The organism is Streptomyces sp. NPDC047982, from assembly GCF_043204165.1.
GTDB lineage: Bacteria > Actinomycetota > Actinomycetes > Streptomycetales > Streptomycetaceae > Streptomyces.
The window spans coordinates 142,884-161,568 of the sequence record NZ_JBIDBS010000006.1 but is presented as its reverse complement, the minus strand read 5'-3'; the positions used below and the strand labels follow the sequence as shown (position 1 = coordinate 161,568).

Genomic DNA, 18,685 nt, shown 5'->3' with positions numbered 1-18,685 from the left:
GAGGCCCGAGTGACCAGCGCACCACAGCCCGCATCCGCCCGGCCCACCAGCCGGGACGTCGCACGGGCCGCGGGCGTCTCGCAGGCCACCGTCTCCCTGGTGCTCGGTGACAAGTGGCGCGGCCGGGTCTCCGAGGCGACCGCCGCGCGGGTGCGGCACGCCGCCGACGGTCTCGGCTACCTGCCCAACCTGGCCGCCCGCCAGCTGCGCCTCGGCCGTACCAGGACCGCGCTGCTGGTCGTGCCGGCGCTCACCAACGAGTTCTTCGCACGCGTCCATACGGGTGCCGCCGCCGTCGCCGCCGAACACGACTTCGGGGTGGTCCTCTACCCGTCCCCGGAAGGGGTCGGGCCGGCCAAGGACCCCTTCGCCTCGGCGCGCGCCTCCCTGGACGGGGTGATCGCCTCGTCGATGGCCGCGGGTGCGCTCGACGCGCTGCGCGGCGCCGACCTGCCGCTGGTCATGCTCGACAGCGATCCGGCGGACACCGATGTCGCGGCCCGGGTCAACCTGGACATCGCGGACGGCATGCGGCAGGCCGCGGAGCATCTGCTCGCGCTCGGTCACCGCCGCTTCGTCCACCTGGCGTCGGCGGTCGACTCCTGGACCTTCACCGTCCGCGCCCGGGCGCTGCACGACGCCGTCGGGGCGGTGCCCGGCACCTCCGTACGGACCGCGGAGGCGGCGCTCGACGTCCATGCCGGGCGCGAGGCGGCGCATCGGGCGCTCGCCGCCCCGGGGCCACGGCCCACGGCGGTCGTGTGCGACGACGACGTCCTCGCCGCGGGCGCCTGCAAGACCGCCCGCAGGCTCGGTCTCCGCGTCCCGGACGACCTCTCGGTCACCGGCTTCGGCGATCTGGCCCTCGCGACCGCCGTCGAGCCGGAGCTCACCACCGTGCGGCTGCCCGCGGAGCAGGTGGGCGAACGGGGCATGGCCGCCCTGCTCGCGGTCCTGGACGGCCGCCCCGCCGAGCCGGGGAGCCTGCCCGTGAGCCTGGTGGCACGCGGCTCCTCGGCGCCGCCGCCAAGGAGCGACGGCCACACGTGACGGTGCCCCGGCCCGCCGGGAGGGGCGGACCGGGGCACCGGACGGCTGTCTACTGCGCGTCCCCGCCGGAGTCGGCGGGCCCGGCGGTGTCCGTCGTGCTCGCGGGCGGTTCGGCCGCCCCACCGGATTCGTCGTCGGAGGGGGCGTCGGTCGGCGCGGATCCGCCGTCCGCCTCCAGCAGACGGGCCAGCTGCCGGCCCACGATCCGCTTGAACTTCCGCTGCTGCGGCCGCGTACGGTCCAGGACCGCCACCTCCAGCCGCTCGGCGGGGATCTCCCGCTCGCTGCCGTTGGGGTCCCGGGACAGCGCCTGCACGGCCAGCTTGAGCGCCTCGGCGAGCGTCATGCCGTCGCGGTGGCGCTGGTCGAGGAAACCGCTGATCTGCTCGGCGTTGCCGCCGACCGCTACCGAGCCGTGCTCGTCGACGATCGAGCCGTCGTGCGGCAGCCGGTAGATCTGGTCGCCCTCGGGCTCGGTGCCGACCTCGGCGACCACCAGCTCCACCTCGTACGGCTTCTCGGCCGCGCTGGAGAAAATGGTGCCCAGCGTCTGGGCGTAGACGTTGGCCAGACCCCGGGCCGTCACGTCGTCGCGGTCGTAGGTGTATCCGCGCAGGTCGGCGTAGCGCACCCCGCCGATGCGGAGATTCTCGTACTCGTTGTATTTGCCGGCGGCGGCGAAACCGATCCGGTCGTAGATCTCGCTGAACTTGTGCAGCGCGCGGGACGGGTTCTCGCCGACGAACACAATGCCGTCGGCGTACTGCAGCACCACAAGGCTGCGTCCACGGGCGATGCCCTTCCGGGCGTATTCCGCCCGGTCGGCCATGGCCTGCTGGGGTGAGACATAGAACGGCGTCGACACCGGTTATCCGTCCCTTTCTGTCAGTGACGAGAGTGTCGGGGAAGCAGGGGAACGGCGGTCAGAGCAGCGCGGCGCGCGGGCCGTCGGGCTGCTCCATCCGGTGTTCCACGATCGAGTGGGCGATATCGGAGGATTCCGCGCCGGACAGCTTCCGGAAGCCCTCGTCGGTGATGACGGTGACGATCGGGTAGATCCGCCGGGCCATGTCGGGGCCACCGGTCGCCGAGTCGTCGTCCGCGGCGTCGTACAGCGCCTGGACGACCAGGGTGAGGGCCTGCTGCTCCGTGAGGTCCTCGCGGTAGAGCTTCTTCATCGAGCCGCGGGCGAAGATGGACCCGGAGCCGGTTGCCGCGTACCCGACCTCCTCGGACCGGCCGCCGGTGACGTCGTACGAGAAGATCCGGCCCTTCTCACGGTCGACGTCGTAGCCGGCGAAGATCGGCACGACGGCCAGGCCCTGCATGGCCATCGCCAGATTGCCGCGGATCATGGTGGAGAGCCGGTTGGCCTTGCCCTCCAGGGACAGCTGGGTGCCCTCGACCTTCTCGAAGTGCTCCAGCTCCAACTGGAAGAGCTTGACCATCTCGACGGCCAGTCCGGCCGTGCCGGCGATGCCCACCGCCGAGTACTCGTCGGCCGGGAAGACCTTTTCGATGTCGCGCTGGGCGATCATGTTACCCATGGTCGCCCGCCGGTCACCGGCCAGGACCACGCCCCCGGGGAACGTCGCCGCGACGATGGTCGTGCCGTGCGGCGCCTCGACGGCCCCCTGCACGGGCGGCAGGTTCCGGTTGCCCGGGAGCATCCCGGGCGCCTGGGCGGACAGGAACTCCATGAAAGAAGAGGATCCCGGCGTCAGGAAGGCAGCCGGTAGACGCCCGGTGCTACGAGTGTTGGCTTCCACGCGTTTCCCTCCAGGTATGCGACGGCCCGCGCAGGGTGTCAGGAGTCCTTCCCGACGTGCCGGTGGCCGAATTGCAGTCGATGCGGTATGTGCCACGGACCCTACCGGGCCCGCGGAAGTGATCCACAAGAAACGGGAGGGGCGGCCCGCACGCCGCTCGGCGCCACGTGCGACCGCGCGGTACGGGCCGACTCGGCCCGTACCGCGCGCGTCTCGATCCACTCCCCCGAGTTCACGGCCGTGAACTACTGTCCGCCCTTTTGCACGAAGGAGCGCACGAAGTCCTCCGCGTTCTCCTCAAGCACGTCATCGATCTCGTCCAGAACCGAATCGACATCGTCGCTCAGCTTCTCCTGGCGCTCCTTGAGGTCGTCGGACGCCTGCGCGTCCTGCGCCTGCTCCTCGACCTCCTCGGTGGAACGCGTCGCCCTCTGCTGTCCGCCGCCGGTGTCCTTGGTCGCCATATCGCTCACCCCGCTCGGTTCGAAGCACTTGATCAGACCCTACCCACGGGGTCCGACATCGGCCCGGTACTTGCCGGGACGCCCGGGGGTCATCTCCATGATTCCCCTGTCGTGGCCCTTTCAGCCGCCCGACAGCACCTGGACCAGCTCCTCCGCCGTACGGCACCGGTCCAGGAGCTCCTTGACGTGGTCACGAGTGCCCCGCAGCGGCTCCAGGGTGGGCACCCGCTGCAACGAGTCGTGACCCGGCAGGTCGAAGATGACCGAGTCCCAGGACGCCGCGGCCACGTCGTCGGCGAACTGCTCCAGGCAGCGGCCGCGGAAATAGGCCCTGGTGTCCTCCGGAGGTGCCGTACGGGCCTTCTCGACCGCGCCCTCGTCCAGCAACCTCTGCATCTTCCCGCGGGCCGCCAGACGGTTGTACAGGCCCTTCTCGGCCCGCACGTCGGCGTACTGGAGATCCACCAGATGCAGCCGGGCGGCGTCCCAGTCCAGGCTGTCGCGACGGCGGTAGCCCTCCATCAGCTCCCGCTTGGCCACCCAGTCGAGCTCGCCGGACAGGCTCATCGGATCGTTCTCCAGCCGGCCCAGGACGTCCTCCCAGCGGCTCAGCACGTCCTTGGTCTGCACGTCGGCGTCCACCCCGTAGCGGTCCTCGACGTACTTGCGGCTCAGCTCGAAGTACTCCATCTGGAGCTGCACCGCCGTGAGGGTCCGGCCGTTGCGCAACGTGATCAGCTGCTTCAGTGTCGGATCGTGGGAGACGTGGTGCAGGGTGCGCACCGGCTGGTCGACCGCGAGATCGACGTTGATGAAGCCGTCCTCGATCATGGAGAGGACCAGCGCGGTGGTGCCGAGCTTGAGGTACGTCGAGATCTCCGACAGGTTCGCGTCGCCGATGATCACGTGGAGCCGGCGGTACTTCTCCGCGTCGGAGTGCGGTTCGTCGCGAGTATTGATGATGGGGCGCTTGAGTGTGGTCTCCAGTCCGACCTCGACCTCGAAGTAGTCCGCGCGCTGGCTGATCTGGAAGCCGTGCTCGTGGCCGTCCTGGCCGATGCCCACGCGGCCCGCTCCCGTGACCACCTGGCGGGAGACGAAGAACGGGGTCAGGTGACGCACGATGTCCGAGAAGGGGGTCTCCCGCTTCATCAGGTAGTTCTCGTGCGTGCCGTACGAGGCGCCCTTGTTGTCGGTGTTGTTCTTGTAGAGGTGGATCGGCTGGGCGCCCGGGAGCTGCGCGGCGCGCTCGGCCGCTTCGGCCATGATGCGCTCGCCGGCCTTGTCCCAGAGGACCGCGTCCCGCGGGTTGGTGACCTCCGGGGAGCTGTACTCGGGGTGCGCATGGTCGACGTAGAGGCGGGCACCGTTGGTGAGGATGACGTTGGCCAGGCCGATGTCCTCGTCGGTGAGCTGGCTGGAGTCCGCGGCCTCGCGGGCGAGGTCGAAACCTCGCGCGTCCCGCAGCGGGTTCTCCTCCTCGAAGTCCCATCGGGCGCGGCGCGCCCGGTGCATCGCCGCCGCGTAGGCGTTGACGATCTGGGACGAGGTGAGCATGGCATTGGCGTTCGGGTGGCCGGGGACGGAGATCCCGTACTCCGTCTCGATGCCCATTACTCGCCGTACGGTCATGCGGCCCTCCTTGCCCGGCGGCGCTCCCCTCGGGGGCGGCGCTCACATACCGCTGCTGGTCCGGTGCCTCTGTGCGGTGCCCGTTCCCGCACTGCGCGACCGGGCGGTACGCAAGAGCCTAGAGCGACTCCGCTCCGGTCGGGCGCCGTCGGGCGAGCTGTCCGGAAAGCGACCGGCTGCGGATGCCCGGCCGGGCATCCGCAGCCGGTCCGTGTTCTAAAGGTACTGTCCGGTATTCGCCACTGTGTCGATCGAGCGACCGGTGTCTGCGCCCTGCTTTCCGGTGACAAGGGTACGGATGAATACGATCCGCTCGCCCTTCTTGCCGGAGATACGGGCCCAGTCGTCCGGGTTGGTGGTGTTCGGCAGGTCCTCGTTCTCCTTGAACTCGTCCACACATGCCTGGAGGAGATGGGAGACGCGCAGACCCTTCTGACCCTGCTCGAGGAATGCCTTGATGGCCATTTTCTTGGCCCGGTCGACGATGTTCTGAATCATCGCGCCGGAATTGAAGTCCTTGAAATAGAGGACTTCCTTGTCGCCGTTGGCGTACGTGACTTCGAGGAAGCGGTTCTCCTCGGACTCCATGTACATCCGCTCGACGACGGACTGGATCATGGCGTGCGCCGCGGATTCCTTGGAGCCCGAGTGCTCCGTGATGTCGTCCGCGTGCAGCGGCAGCGAAGGGGTGAGGTACTTCGCGAAGATGTCCTTCGCCGCCTCCGCGTCGGGGCGCTCGATCTTGATCTTCACATCGAGACGTCCGGGCCGCAGGATCGCGGGGTCGATCATGTCCTCCCGGTTGGAGGCACCGATGACGATCACGTTCTCCAGGCCCTCGACCCCGTCGATCTCGGCGAGCAGCTGGGGGACGATGGTGTTCTCCACGTCCGAGCTGACGCCCGATCCGCGGGTGCGGAAGAGGGACTCCATCTCGTCGAAGAAGACGATGACGGGAGTGCCCTCGCCCGCCTTCTCGCGGGCGCGCTGGAAGACCAGGCGGATGTGCCGCTCGGTCTCGCCCACGTACTTGTTGAGGAGCTCCGGGCCCTTGATGTTGAGGAAGTAGCTCTTTCCCGCGGGCTGGCCGGTGACCTCGGCGACCTTCTTGGCAAGGGAGTTGGCCACGGCCTTCGCGATGAGCGTCTTGCCGCAACCGGGCGGGCCGTAGAGCAGGATGCCCTTCGGCGGCCGCAGTTCGTGCTCCTTGAAGAGGTCGGGGTGCAGGTAGGGCAGTTCGACCGCGTCCCTGATCAGCTCGATCTGGTCGCCCAGGCCGCCGATCCGGCCGTAGTCGATGTCCGGGACCTCTTCGAGGACGAGTTCCTCGACCTCGCTCTTGGGGACCACTTCGTAGACGTAGCCGGCCCTGGGTTCGAGCAGCAGGGCGTCGCCGGGGCGGATGGTGGTGTCCAGCAGGGGCTCGGCGAGCCGTACCACCCTTTCCTCGTCCGTGTGCCCGATGACCAGGGCCCGCTCGCCGTCCTCGAGGATCTCCTTGAGGGTGACGATGTCCCCGGCCCGCTCGAATTCCATGGCGTCTACCACGTTGAGCGCTTCGTTGAGCATGACTTCCTGGCCGCGCCGGAGGTCGTCGAGCTCGACACTGGGGCTGACGTTCACCCGGAGCTTGCGGCCACCGGTGAAGATGTCGCAGGTGCCGTCCTCGTTTCCCTGGAGAAACACACCGAAACCGGCCGGCGGCTGCGCGAGCCGGTCGACTTCTTCCTTGAGGGCCACGATCTGGTCGCGGGCCTCACGGAGCGTGTTGGCGAGCCGCTCGTTCTGTGCGGTCACACCCGCCAGGTTGGTCTGCAACTCGACGATCCGCTCTTCGAGAATCCTCGTATGGCGCGGAGAGTCGGCGAGCTTACGTCGCAGGACGGCGATTTCCTGCTCGAGATAGGCGACCTGGCCGGCTGGGTCTTCGGACCCCCGCCCGGGCCGGATGCCGCGGTTGATGTCGTCGTCGTCGTGGGCTGCCACGGTCCTCACCTCCTCCAAGGGGAGCTGGACGCTTCCTGACCCTACCTGGGTCGGTGATGATTGAAACCCCTAGATCACAAAGACTGCGGGGCGTGTCCGATCGTCACCCTTGCGTTCCCCCTCGTCCCTGGGGAATACCCGCCCTTCAACATCGGAAAGCGGCCGGTTGTATCGTCGAACCGATCAACACCCGTCAGGTCCGACCGCTTCCGGTTCGGAAAAGCAGGGAACGACAGGAGAGACGACCGTGCAGCAGGACGCTCCGACCGGCGGCGACGCGCAGGATCTGGAGGTGTGGATCGACCAGGACCTCTGCACGGGGGACGGCATCTGCGTGCAGTACGCGCCCGAGGTGTTCGAGCTGGACATCGATGGTCTGGCGTATGTGAAGAGCGCCGACGACGAGCTGCTCCAGGACAGCGGGGCGACAACCCCCGTGCCGCTGCCGCTGCTCCAGGACATCGTCGATTCGGCCAAGGAATGCCCCGGCGAGTGCATTCATGTGCGTCGCGTCTCGGACAAGGTCGAGGTGTACGGCCCCGAGGCCGCCTGACCACCGGGTGCGGCCGGTTCCGTGCCGTGGCCGGCCGCGGTGACCCGGTCCGGCCGTGACCGGTCAGGCGCGGACCGGGGCGGTCCCGGTGGTACGGACGAAGGCGCCGCCCTGCCAGCGCCAGCTGACCTGTTCGCGCTGGTCGGGGCAGCAGCGGGGCACGTCCTCGGAGGAGTAGCCGAGCAGGGTGGCGAGGACGACTCCGTCACGCACCGCGAGATCACCGACGCTCGTCCGCTGGGCGGGGTCCACCAGGGTCGCCACAACCCGGGGGGCGGCCCCGCTTCCCTGTGTGAGGACGTAGACGCCGCTGGGCGGGGTGCCCGAACCGGCCGCGCAGTGGACCACGGCGACGGTCTCGGGGCGGCCGTCCCCGTCCAGGTCGCCCGGGGCCTGGCGGGCGACGATGTGCTCCACGCCGCCGCAGTCCAGGGGGTATGTCGCCCGCTGCGGATCGGGGGCGGCGACGGGAGCCGGTCCCTGCCCCGCGGTGGGCCGGTGGGGCGACGCGGACGCCGCGGGCTCCGGCTGGAGCATGCCCGCGACGGCGACGACGGCCGCCATGGCCGCCGCGGTGGCGAGCCAGTGCAGCGGCCTGGTGTCGGTGTGCGCGAGGTCCGGGAGTTCGGAGGTCTGCACGCGGGATGTCTCCTGTGGTTCCTGTGGACGAGGATGCCCTGCGGTGGGGCCGCGGCCTGCGGGAGGCATCCGCGGTGGCGTGGGAGTGGCCAGCATCGTGCCACACCGGGCGGAGCGGGGGAACGGTGGGGTCGGTACGGATGACATCCGTACCGACAACGAAGGGGCGCCGCCGCCGAGTTCCCGGGGCGGTCCGGTAACTCGGCGGCGGCGCCGGTCCATTGCGCGGTCCGGCCGCGCTCGGGTGTGCGGAGGACTCAGCCTCGCGAGGAGGAGCCGCTCTGGCTTCCGGGACCGTCGTAGTCCTCGCCGTAGGCGCCCTTGGCGGGCCGACGGCGGCGCAGCGGGGGCTCCACACCGTCGGCCAGACGGCGGGCGGTGACGAGGAAGCCGGTGTGGCCGATCATGCGGTGGTCCGGGCGGACGGCCAGGCCCTCGACGTGCCAGTTGCGGATCATCGACTCCCACGGCTGCGGTTCGGCGAAGCAGCCGGTCTCGCGGATGGACTCGACGGTCCGCGCGAGCTGGGTGGTGGTCGCGACGTACGCGCAGAGGATGCCGCCGGGCACCAGCGCCTTGGAGACGGCCTCCAGGCACTCCCAGGGGGCCAGCATGTCGAGGACGACCCGGTCGACGTCGGTGTCCGAGAGGTTGTCCTGGAGGTCACCGACGGTCAGCTGCCAGGCGGGGTGGGGTTCGCCGAAGTAGCGCTCCACGTTCTGCCGGGCGATCTCGGCGAAGTCCTCACGGCGCTCGTAGGAGTGCAGCATGCCCTGCTCGCCGATGGCGCGGAGCAGGAAGGTGGACAGCGAGCCGGAACCGACGCCGGCCTCCACGACGCGGGCGCCGGGGAAGATGTCGGCGAAGGCCAGGATCTGCCCCGCGTCCTTGGGGTAGACCACGGCGGCGCCGCGGGGCATGGACAGGACGTAGTCGGGGAGCAGGGGGCGCAGCGCGAGGTAGGCGACGTTTCCCGTGGTTCGGACAACACTGCCCTCGGGGGCACCGATCAGCTCGTCGTGCGGGAAGGAACCCTTGTGGGTGTGGAAGTTCTTTCCGGCTTCGAGCGTGAAGGTGTAGTGGCGTCCCTTGGGATCGGTGAGCTGGACCTGGTCCCCGACCTTGAAGGGCCCGCGTCGGCGGGCGGCACCGGTCGGTTCAGACATGTGACCAGCGTACCGGTGATTCGCGGTGCTCCGGCCGCGAGCCCGGACGTGCGCGGGGCCCCGGCCGGTCCGGTGGTCAGGCTGCGGGCCTGGCCAGGGCGGCGACGAACGCCCGCTCGACGTCGGCGGTGGAGAGTACTCCGTAGATCTCCCCGCTCTCCTCGACGACGAGGTACTCGGTGGCGGGGTTGGCCCTGAGCCGGTCCAGGAGCGCCTCGCCGACCAGTTCGGCAGAGAGCTTCATGCCCTCGGTGAGGTCCTGGGAGAGTCCGCTCACGGCGACCCAGGGGCGGCGGTGCTGGGGAACGGAGACGATGGCCGTCTCGCGGACGATGCCTGTGGGTTCGCCGTGCCCGTCGACGACGACGAGGGCGCGGGCGCCCGCCTCGTTGGCCCGGCGCAGGGCCTCGGACAGCGGTGTGTCCGCCTCCACGGGGACGGCGCGCCGGGTGAGGGTGCGGGCGCGCAGGTCGGGGAGGTGTTCGCGCAGCCGTGCCATGCGCAGGCTGTTGCCGGCCCCGGTCCAGATGATGGCGGCGAGGATGGCGGCGAGCAGCGCGTCGGTGACGGTGTCCGTGCCGGTGAGGTCGCGGGGGTCGTTCCCGAAGAAGCCGGTGTGGGTGAGCAGCGGGAGGCCGATGAGGGTGACGACGGCGAGGGCGCGGCCGACCCAGGCGGCGGCGACGGTGCCGCTCATCGGACGGCCGGTGATCTTCCAGACGACGGCGCGGAGCATGCGTCCGCCGTCGAGGGGCAGCCCGGGGAGCAGGTTGAACACGGCCACCAGGAGGTTGGAGATCATCAGGCCGGCGAGGACGACGCCGGGGACGGTGCCGCGCTCGACCAGCCCCATCCCGGCGTAGAACAGACCGGCGAGCACCAGGGAGAGCAGCGGGCCGACGAAGGCGAGCATGAATTCGCGGCCGGGCGTCTCGGTCTCCTTCTCGATCTCGGAGACGCCGCCGAAGAACTGGAGCTGGATGCGGCGGACCGGCAGCTTGTAGCGCAGCGCCACGACCGTGTGGGCGAGTTCGTGGACGAGCACGGAGGCGTAGAAGGCGATCGCGAAGAAGAGGGAGACCACGTACCGGGCCACGCCGAGTTCGGGCAGCACCTGTTCGAGCTGGCCGCCGAAGACCCAGGTGATCAGTGCGGCCACGACGAACCAGCTGGGCGCGACGTACACGGGCACGCCGAACAGACGGCCCATGAGGAGGCCGCCTCCGGGCTCTTCGGGGCGCCGCGGTCCGCCCTTGTCCGTGCCGGTCCCGGGGGCCTGTCCCCCCGCGCCGGGCTGCGGGCGCCCGCTGTCGCCGCTCTCGTCCACGAGGTCCCTTCGGTCGGTGCCCTGTTTCACGATCATGCCGTGTCCGGGGGTGTGTGGTCGATGGTATGCCGACGGATGTCGGTGGCGGGCCGTAGGGTCTTCGCATGACGTCCCTGCCGCGGCCGGCCCAGCCGCCTTCGTCCCTCTCGCCGTCGCGGGCCGGCGATTTCATGCAGTGTCCTCTGCTGTACCGCTTCCGGGTCATCGACCGGCTGCCGGAGAAGCCGAGCGAGGCGGCCACCCGGGGCACGCTGGTGCACGCGGTCCTGGAGCGGCTCTTCGACGCCCCGGCGGCGGAGCGCACGGCCCGCCGGGCCGCGGCACTGATCCCCGGTCAGTGGGACCGGCTGCTGGAGTCGAGGCCGGAGTTGTCGGAGCTGTTCGCCGAGGACGCCGGGGGCGAGCGTCTGGCGCGCTGGCTCTCGGAGGCGGAACGCCTGGTGGAGCGGTGGTTCTCGCTGGAGGATCCGACGCGTCTGGAGCCCGCCGAGCGGGAGCTGTTCGTCGAGACGGAGCTGGAGTCGGGGCTCCGGCTGCGCGGGGTGATCGACCGGATCGACGTGGCGCCGACGGGCGAGGTCCGGATCGTCGACTACAAGACGGGGAAGGCTCCGCGTCCGGAATACGCGGAGGGCGCGCTCTTCCAGATGAAGTTCTACGCCCTGGTGGTCTGGCGGCTGAAGGGTGTGGTGCCGCGTCGGCTCCAACTGGTCTACCTCGGCAGCGGGGACGTCGTGACGTACGACCCGGTGGTGGGGGATCTGGAGCGGGTCGAGCGCAAGCTGCTGGCGCTGTGGGAGGCGATCCGGGTCGCGACGGAGACGGGTCGGTGGCGGCCGCGGCCGACGAAGCTCTGCGGCTGGTGCGATCACCAGGCGGTCTGCCCCGAATTCGGCGGGACTCCCCCGGTGTATCCGCTGTCGGTACGCCCGGCGGGGTCCGAGCAGGATGTCCAGGGCAGAATGGACCCGGCCCGCGCCGAGGCCGCCGGGCCCGTGACCGTCGAGGGACCCTGAGGAGACCTTGTGGCAATCCGCGTCCTGCTGGTCGACGACCAGCCGCTGCTGCGCACCGGCTTCCGGATGATCCTGGAGGCGGAGAGAGACATCGCGGTGGTGGGCGAGGCCGGTGACGGCCTGCAGGCTCTCGACCAGGTGCGGGCTCTCCAGCCCGATGTGGTGCTGATGGACATCCGCATGCCGCGGATGGACGGTGTGGAGGCGACACGGCAGATCACCGGTCCGGACCGGGACGGTCCGGCCAAGGTGCTGGTACTGACCACGTTCGACCTCGACGAGTACGTGGTCGAGGCGTTGCGCGCCGGCGCCAGCGGCTTCCTGCTGAAGGACGCCCCGGCCGATGAGCTGGTGCAGGCGATCCGTGTCGTCGCGGCGGGCGAGGCGATGCTGGCGCCGAGCGTCACCCGCAGGCTGCTCGACAAGTACGCCGACCACCTTCCCTCGGGCGAGGAGCCGCTGCCGGACACGCTGCACACGCTGACGGACCGCGAGGTCGAGGTGCTGAAGCTGGTGGCGCGCGGCCTGTCGAACGCGGAGATCGCCGCGGACCTGTTCGTCAGCGAGACGACGGTCAAGACGCATGTCGGCCATGTGCTGACCAAGCTCGGTCTGCGCGACCGGGTGCAGGCGGCCGTGTACGCGTACGAGAGCGGTCTGGTGCGTCCCGGCGCCCAGTGAGCCGGTGTGCGCTCCAGCGCCCGGTGAGCGGCCGGAGCCGGGGCGCGTCGTAGGGTCGGGGCGGGACCGCGTGCCGCCGTGTCTCAGCCGGCGTCGCGGCCGAGTTCCCACAGTCGGATCTCGGCGGAGGAGTTGACCGCCCGTTCGACGCCGTTGAGCCCCATTCGGGAGGCGGCGTACTGCTCGCCCTGCCAGAGAGGCAGGACGGGTACGTCGTCGGCGACGATGTCCTGGAGCCGTCGGAAGGTCTTCGTCGCGGCGCTGCGGTCGGTCTCGCGGCGGGACTGTGGGATGAGCGTGTTCTGCGCCAGGGCCGACTCGTAGGGCGAGTTCAGGAAGTTGTTCCGGTCGAGGAACGGTGCCGTGTAGTTGTCCGGGTCGGGGAAGTCGGGGTACCAGCCGAATCCGTAGACGGCGTAGTCCCCGCGCACCTGCGCGGGCCGGAAATCGGACCAGGCCGTGCCCTTGATGCCGACATCGAACAGACCGGTGTCGTTGAACTGCTTCTGCAGGGCCTTGAACTCTGCTGCGGTGGTGGCGCCGAAGTGGTCGGTCGTGTAGTTCAGCGTGAGCTTCACCGGGGTGTGCACGCCTGCCGCCCGCAGGATCGCCGCGGCCCTCGCGGTGTCGGGTTCGCCGTACTTGCTGTAGAAGGAGTTGGTGTGCGCGGCGATGCCGGAGGGGATCAACGAGTACAGCGGTTCGGCCGTGGTGCCGTACACCTTGTCCGCGATCTCCTCGCGGTCGACGACCTGGGCCATGGCCTGGCGGACCGCCTTGTTCCGCACGGCCGGGTCGTCGGTGTCGAAGCCGAGGCAGCGGATGGCGAGGCCGGGCATCTCGGTGAGCCTGACGTCGTCGTCCGGGTTGTCGAGCAGCCGTCGGGACTGCTCGGGCGACATGGTGCGGGTCATCATGTCGATCTTCTTGTCGCCGAACGCCTTCCCCATCGCGTCCGCGCCCGGGAAGAGGTCCAGTTCGACCCGGTCGTTGCGCACGTGCAGGTCGCCCTTGTAGCGGGGATTCCGGGTGAAGACGACCTTGACCACCCGGTCGTGTTCGACCTGCGGCTTCATGGTGTACGGGCCGGAGCCGTCGACCTGGAAGCCGGTGCGCGGGGACTTCGCCGCGTACTTGTTCCGTGGCACGATGCCGGCGACCGGGGTGGCGAGTTTGTACGGGAAGGTGGCGTCCGGCGCACGGAGGTGGAAGACGATCCCCCGCTCACCCTGCGTCTCAACCGTGTCGATGCCGGCCAGCAGGGCCCCGGGGCCGTTGGCGGCATCGATGGCGGCGACGCGGTCGATGGAGTACTTCACGTCGTCCGGGGTGACGGGGGTGCCGTCGGCGAACGCGAGACCGGGGCGCAGCCTGCAGCGGTAGCTCTCGTTCTGGGTGTCCGTGAAGCCGCAGCTCTCCGCGGCCTCGGGCACCGGCGGGCCGCCACCGTGCGGCACGTGCAGGAGGGACTGCACGGTCTGCCGGAGTACGTTCCACACGCCCGCGTCGTACCCGACGGCGGGGTCGAAGGGCGCGGGGTCGTCCTCGGTGGCGACGAACCGGTCGGTGGTGCCGACGACGATGGCCGCCTGGCCACCATCGTCCTCGGACGCGCCGCACGCGGCGAGCACGGGCGTGAGCACGCACGCGACGGTGGGCAGCACCAGGGCCTTGCGGTTCATTTCGGTCGCTCTCCCTCGTCCGGGCGTTGAGAGAGCGACCTTAGCGGCCCCCGTCGACCATGCCCGGCCGCTGCCGAACGATGCGTGATCGGACGATGATCGGACGGTTACGGAGAATGACGGAGCGCCGATTTCCCGACCCCGAAATCCATCCCTCAGAACCGGATCAAACGGGACAATCCGAAGCGACAAAAGGGGCACTCGGGAGGATCCTGGGAGGCTTGGGTGAGGAATTCGGTGACCAACCTCACGCTCGCGCCTTTCCTCCCCCGTTCGTCCGTCCGGGTTCTCCCATGTGGACACGACAGAAAAAGCACGAACTCCAGCCGAGTTTTTCGATGTCGTTCACAGGAAATCCCGGCTGTCGGTCTTGGCACTCATCCGACCAGGCCGCGGAGGAATGCGAGGTCGACCTCCTCCAGCGAGCGCACGACCACCCGGCCGTTCGCCGGGGCGATCGGCGCGACGGACGGCACGGCGACCACCCGGCAGCCCGCGGCCTCCGCCGCCGCCACCCCGGTCGCGGTGTCCTCGATGACCGCGCAGCGTCCGGGCTCGGCCCCGAAGCCGGAGGCGGCGGTCAGATAGGGCTCCGGGTGCGGCTTGGTGCGGGTGACCTCGTCGCCCGCGATGCTCAGGGCGAAGTGGTGGTGCCCCACCGACTCCAGCACCCGGTCGATGATCCGCCGGTGCGAGGCGGAGACGAGGGCGGTGGGGATGTCGTGCCGGACCAGCTCCGCAAGCAGCCGCCGGGCGCCCGGCATCAGCGGTACGCCGTGGTCCAGGCGCTTCTCGAAGCGTTCGTTGAGCAGCACGGTGAGCTCGGCGATGGTGATGTCCGCGCCGGTCACGTCCATGAGGTAGCCCGCGCTGCGGGTCATCGGCCCGCCGACCACCACGTCGCGCCATGCGTCGTCGAGCTGGTGCCCGAGCTCGGCGAAGACCTCCACCTCGGCCTCCCACCAGAAGCCCTCGGTGTCGACGAGGGTGCCGTCCATGTCGAGCAGGACGGCCTGCAGTGCGGCGCCGTCGGCCGTGCGGGTCATGGACGCGGGGACCGTGCTGGTCATCCGGCACACCTTCCGTGAGGGACGAGAAGGCCGGCCGTCTTTTCCCGTGGGAAGGACGACCGGCCTGCGCTGGACCGACCAGTCTACGACGTGTGCCGCGACCGTGCAGTGAACGGCGCGCTACCGCGCGTTGAAGTACTTCGCCTCCGGGTGATGGATGACGATCGCGTCGGTGGACTGTTCCGGGTGCAGCTGGAACTCCTCCGAGAGGTGCACGCCGATCCTCTCCGGCCGGAGCAGTTCGGCGATCTTGGCCCGGTCCTCCAGGTCGGGGCAGGCTCCGTAGCCCAGGGAGAAGCGCGCGCCCCGGTACTTCAGCGCGAACATGTCCTCGACATCGGCGGGGTCCTCGCCGCCGAAGCCGAGCTCGGAACGGACCCGGGCGTGCCAGTACTCGGCGAGTGCCTCGGCCAGCTGGACGGACAGGCCGTGCAGCTCCAGGTAGTCGCGGTACGAGTCGGCCTCGAACAGCTTGGCGGTCTCGCCGCCGATCCTCGAACCGACGGTGACGACCTGGAGCCCGACCACATCCGTCTCGCCGGACTCCTCGGGGCGGAAGAAGTCCGCGAGGCACAGGCGGCGGCCCCGGCGCTGGCGCGGGAAGGTGAAGCGGGTGCGCTCGGAGCCGTCCTCGTGGAGCAGGATCAGGTCGTCGCCCTTGGAGACGCAGGGGAAGTAGCCGTAGACGACGGCCGCCTCCAGCAGGTTCTCGGTGTGGAGCTTGTCGAGCCAGCCGCGCAGGTGCGGGCGCCCCTCGGTCTCCACCAGTTCCTCGTACGTGGGCCCGTCGCCGACGCGGGCCTGCTTGAGGCCCCACTGGCCCTTGAAGAGCGCGCCCTCGTCCAGCCAGGAGGCGTACTCCTTGAGCTGGATGCCCTTGACGACGCGGGTGCCCCAGAACGGGGGCTCGGGGACCCGGTTGTCGACGGCGACGTCGGAGCGGACGCCCTCCTCGGGGTCGTCTACCTCCAGGACGGCGATGTCGCGCTTGGGCACCCGGCGCTGCTTGAGCTCGGGAAGGACCGCTCCGGGAACGCCCCGCTTGACCGCGATCAGCGCGTCCATCAGACGCAGCCCCTCGAACGCGTCCCGGGCGTAGCGGACCTCGCCCTCGTACAGCTCGTGCAGGTCCTGCTCGACGTAGGCCCGGGTGAGCGCGGCGCCGCCGAGGATCACCGGGTAGGCCGCGGCCAGCTTGCGCTGGTTCAGCTCCTCCAGGTTCTCCTTCATGATCACGGTGGACTTGACCAGGAGGCCGGACATGCCGATGACGTCGGCCTTGTGTTCCTCGGCCGCCTCCAGGATCGCGGAGACAGGCTGCTTGATGCCGAGGTTGACGACGTTGAAGCCGTTGTTGGACAGGATGATGTCGACGAGGTTCTTGCCGATGTCGTGGACGTCGCCGCGCACGGTGGCCAGCACGATGGTGCCCTTGCCCTCGGTGTCCGACTTCTCCATGTGCGGCTCCAGGTAGGCCACCGCCGACTTCATGACCTCGGCGGACTGGAGCACGAACGGCAGCTGCATCTGGCCGGAGCCGAAGAGGTCGCCGACCACCTTCATGCCGTCGAGCAGCGTGTCGTTGACGATGTCGAGCGCGGGCCGGGTGAGCAGGGCCTCGTCGAGGTCGGTCTCCAGGCCGTTCTTCTCGCCGTCGATGATGCGGCGCTTGAGGCGTTCGTCGAGCGGCAGGGCGGCCAGTTCCTCGGCCTTGCCCGCCTTCATCGACTTGGTGCTGACGCCCTCGAAGAGCTCCATGAGCTTCTGCAGGGGGTCGTAGCCCTCGGAGCGGCGGTCGTGGACGAGGTCGAGGGCGACCTTCACCTGCTCCTCGTCGAGGCGCGCGATCGGCAGGATCTTGGAGGCGTGCACGATCGCGGAGTCGAGACCGGCCTTGACGCACTCGTCGAGGAAGACCGAGTTGAGGACGGTGCGGGCGGCCGGGTTGAGCCCGAAGGAGATGTTGGACAGCCCGAGCGTGGTCTGCACCTCGGGGTGACGCTTCTTCAGCTCCCGGATGGCGCCGATGGTGGCGACGCCGTCGCCCCGGCTCTCCTCCTGACCGGTGCAGATGGTGAAGGTGAGGCAGTCGATCAGGATGTCCGACTCGCGGATGCCCCAGTTGCCGGTCAGGTCCGCGATCAGCCGTTCGGCGACGGCGACCTTGTGCTCGACCGTACGGGCCTGGCCCTTCTCGTCGATGGTCAGGGCGATCAGCGCGGCGCCGTGCTCGGCGGCCAGCGCGGCGACCTTGGCGAAGCGCGACTCGGGGCCGTCGCCGTCCTCGTAGTTGACGGAGTTGAGGACGGCCCGGCCGCCGAGCTTCTCCAGGCCCGCGCGCAGCACCGGCACCTCGGTGGAGTCCAGCACGATCGGGAGGGTGGAGGCGGTGGCGAAGCGTCCGGCCAGCTCCTCCATGTCCGCGACACCGTCGCGGCCGACGTAGTCCACGCACAGGTCGAGCATGTGCGCGCCCTCGCGGATCTGGTCGCGCGCCATCTCCACGCAGTCGTCCCAGCGCCCCTCCAGCATCGCCTCGCGGAACTTCTTGGAGCCGTTGGCGTTCGTGCGTTCGCCGATCGCGAGGTACGAGGTGTCCTGACGGAACGGGACGGCCTGGTAGAGGGAGGCGGCGCCCGGCTCGGGGCGGGGGTCGCGCGGGGCGGGGGCGGCACCGCGGACGCGCTCGACGAGCTGCCGCAGGTGCTCGGGGGTCGTCCCGCAGCAGCCGCCCACCAGCGAGAGCCCGTACTCCTGGACGAACGTCTCCTGGGCATCGGCGAGGCCCTCGGGGTCGAGCGGGAAGTGCGCGCCGTCCTTGGTGAGCACCGGCAGACCCGCGTTGGGCATGCAGAGCAGGGGGATGCGGGAGTGACGCGTGAGGTAGCGCAGGTGCTCGCTCATCTCGGCGGGGCCGGTGGAGCAGTTGAGGCCGATCATGTCGACACCCAGCGGCTCCAGCGCGGTGAGCGCGGCGCCGATCTCGGAGCCGAGCAGCATGGTGCCGGTGGTCTCGAACGCCAGGGAGACCAGGATCAGGAGGTCGCTGCCGGTGGCCTCCAGGGCACGCCGCGCGCCCAGCACGGCGGCCTTGGTCTGCAGGAGGTCCTGCGTCGTCTCGATGATGAGCGCGTCCGCACCGCCGGCGATCAAGCCCTCGGCATTGCGCTGGAAGCCGTCGCGCAGCGTCGTGTACGGGGCGTGGCCCAGGGTCGGCAGCTTGGTGCCGGGGCCCATGGAGCCGAGGACCCAGCGCTGCTGTCCCGTGGAGGCGGTGAACTCGTCGGCGACCTCGCGGGCGATGCGGGCGCCGGACTCGGAGAGTTCGTGGATGCGGTCGGCGATGTCGTACTCGCCCAGGGCGGAGGCGTTGGCCCCGAAGGTGTTCGTCTCGACGCAGTCCACACCGACCGCGAAGTACTCCCGGTGCACGGAGCGGACGATGTCGGGGCGCGTGGTGTTCAGGATCTCGTTGCAGCCCTCGAGGTTCTGGAAGTCCTCGAGCGTGGGGTCCTGCGCCTGGAGCATGGTGCCCATGGCACCGTCGGCCACCACCACCCGGGTGGCGAGGGCTTCGCGCAGCGCGTCTGCGCGGCGGCGGCTGTCGGCGGAAGGGGTCGGCAACGAGGCCATGGAGGTGCTCCCTGGGA

At 70.0% G+C, this 18,685-nt stretch carries 15 protein-coding genes; 4 read left to right on the top strand and 11 right to left on the bottom strand.

Annotation, left to right across the window (positions count from 1 at the left end; translation table 11 throughout):
• Window positions 1–9 precede the first annotated feature (9 nt).
• Window positions 10–1,050 carry a LacI family DNA-binding transcriptional regulator gene (locus tag ACGF2V_RS09850; RefSeq protein ID WP_362627716.1) on the top strand — a complete coding sequence of 347 codons (1,041 nt, stop codon included), beginning with the start codon at window positions 10–12 and terminating at the stop codon, window positions 1,048–1,050.
• A 49-nt stretch (window positions 1,051–1,099) separates the two neighbouring features.
• On the opposite strand, the gene prcA is transcribed toward ACGF2V_RS09850, so the two are convergent.
• The 5 genes from prcA to arc all read right to left on the bottom strand — a co-directional run bounded on the left by prcA (window position 1,100) and on the right by arc (window position 6,901).
• Window positions 1,100–1,915: a proteasome subunit alpha gene (gene prcA / locus ACGF2V_RS09845; RefSeq protein WP_362627714.1), complete on the bottom strand. Its 816-nt coding sequence runs from the start codon at window positions 1,913–1,915 to the stop codon at window positions 1,100–1,102.
• 58 nt (window positions 1,916–1,973) lie between these two features.
• Window positions 1,974–2,819: a proteasome subunit beta gene (gene prcB, locus ACGF2V_RS09840; protein ID WP_389044768.1), complete on the bottom strand. Its 846-nt coding sequence runs from the start codon at window positions 2,817–2,819 to the stop codon at window positions 1,974–1,976.
• Between the two features lie 245 nt (window positions 2,820–3,064).
• Window positions 3,065–3,283, bottom strand: coding sequence for a ubiquitin-like protein Pup (locus ACGF2V_RS09835; protein WP_073787958.1), 219 nt, complete (start codon window positions 3,281–3,283; stop codon window positions 3,065–3,067).
• Window positions 3,284–3,403: 120 nt separating this feature from the next.
• Window positions 3,404–4,915, bottom strand: coding sequence for a depupylase/deamidase Dop (dop, locus tag ACGF2V_RS09830; RefSeq protein ID WP_362627711.1), 1,512 nt, complete (start codon window positions 4,913–4,915; stop codon window positions 3,404–3,406).
• 216 nt (window positions 4,916–5,131) lie between these two features.
• Window positions 5,132–6,901: a proteasome ATPase gene (arc, locus tag ACGF2V_RS09825; RefSeq protein ID WP_362705040.1), complete on the bottom strand. Its 1,770-nt coding sequence runs from the start codon at window positions 6,899–6,901 to the stop codon at window positions 5,132–5,134.
• A gap of 247 nt (window positions 6,902–7,148) precedes the next feature.
• On the opposite strand from arc, the gene ACGF2V_RS09820 reads away from it, so the two are divergent.
• Window positions 7,149–7,454: a ferredoxin gene (locus ACGF2V_RS09820; protein ID WP_362623221.1), complete on the top strand. Its 306-nt coding sequence runs from the start codon at window positions 7,149–7,151 to the stop codon at window positions 7,452–7,454.
• Between the two features lie 63 nt (window positions 7,455–7,517).
• On the opposite strand, the gene ACGF2V_RS09815 is transcribed toward ACGF2V_RS09820, so the two are convergent.
• The 3 genes from ACGF2V_RS09815 to ACGF2V_RS09805 form a co-directional block, all read right to left on the bottom strand.
• The gene (locus ACGF2V_RS09815; RefSeq protein WP_362623223.1) at window positions 7,518–8,093 is read right to left on the bottom strand and encodes a hypothetical protein; all 576 of its coding nucleotides are present in this window, start codon (window positions 8,091–8,093) and stop codon (window positions 7,518–7,520) included.
• Window positions 8,094–8,350: 257 nt separating this feature from the next.
• The gene (locus ACGF2V_RS09810) at window positions 8,351–9,259 is read right to left on the bottom strand and encodes a tRNA (adenine-N1)-methyltransferase (protein WP_362623225.1); all 909 of its coding nucleotides are present in this window, start codon (window positions 9,257–9,259) and stop codon (window positions 8,351–8,353) included.
• Window positions 9,260–9,335: 76 nt separating this feature from the next.
• Complete coding sequence (locus ACGF2V_RS09805; RefSeq protein WP_362623433.1) at window positions 9,336–10,586, bottom strand: site-2 protease family protein; 1,251 nt, start codon at window positions 10,584–10,586, stop codon at window positions 9,336–9,338.
• 170 nt (window positions 10,587–10,756) lie between these two features.
• On the opposite strand from ACGF2V_RS09805, the gene ACGF2V_RS09800 reads away from it, so the two are divergent.
• Window positions 10,757–11,602: a PD-(D/E)XK nuclease family protein gene (locus ACGF2V_RS09800; protein WP_362623436.1), complete on the top strand. Its 846-nt coding sequence runs from the start codon at window positions 10,757–10,759 to the stop codon at window positions 11,600–11,602.
• Window positions 11,603–11,611: 9 nt separating this feature from the next.
• Entirely contained in the window at window positions 11,612–12,283 is a 672-nt protein-coding gene (locus ACGF2V_RS09795; protein ID WP_362623227.1) for a response regulator transcription factor, read from the top strand.
• Between the two features lie 83 nt (window positions 12,284–12,366).
• Here ACGF2V_RS09795 and ACGF2V_RS09790 read toward each other — a convergent pair whose 3' ends face one another.
• The 3 genes from ACGF2V_RS09790 to metH all read right to left on the bottom strand — a co-directional run bounded on the left by ACGF2V_RS09790 (window position 12,367) and on the right by metH (window position 18,668).
• Entirely contained in the window at window positions 12,367–13,965 is a 1,599-nt protein-coding gene (locus ACGF2V_RS09790; RefSeq protein ID WP_362705043.1) for an ABC transporter substrate-binding protein, read from the bottom strand.
• A 377-nt stretch (window positions 13,966–14,342) separates the two neighbouring features.
• Complete coding sequence (locus ACGF2V_RS09785; protein ID WP_362705045.1) at window positions 14,343–15,035, bottom strand: HAD family phosphatase; 693 nt, start codon at window positions 15,033–15,035, stop codon at window positions 14,343–14,345.
• Window positions 15,036–15,155: 120 nt separating this feature from the next.
• Window positions 15,156–18,668 carry a methionine synthase gene (gene metH, locus ACGF2V_RS09780; RefSeq protein WP_362705047.1) on the bottom strand — a complete coding sequence of 1,171 codons (3,513 nt, stop codon included), beginning with the start codon at window positions 18,666–18,668 and terminating at the stop codon, window positions 15,156–15,158.
• Window positions 18,669–18,685: the final 17 nt, after the last annotated feature.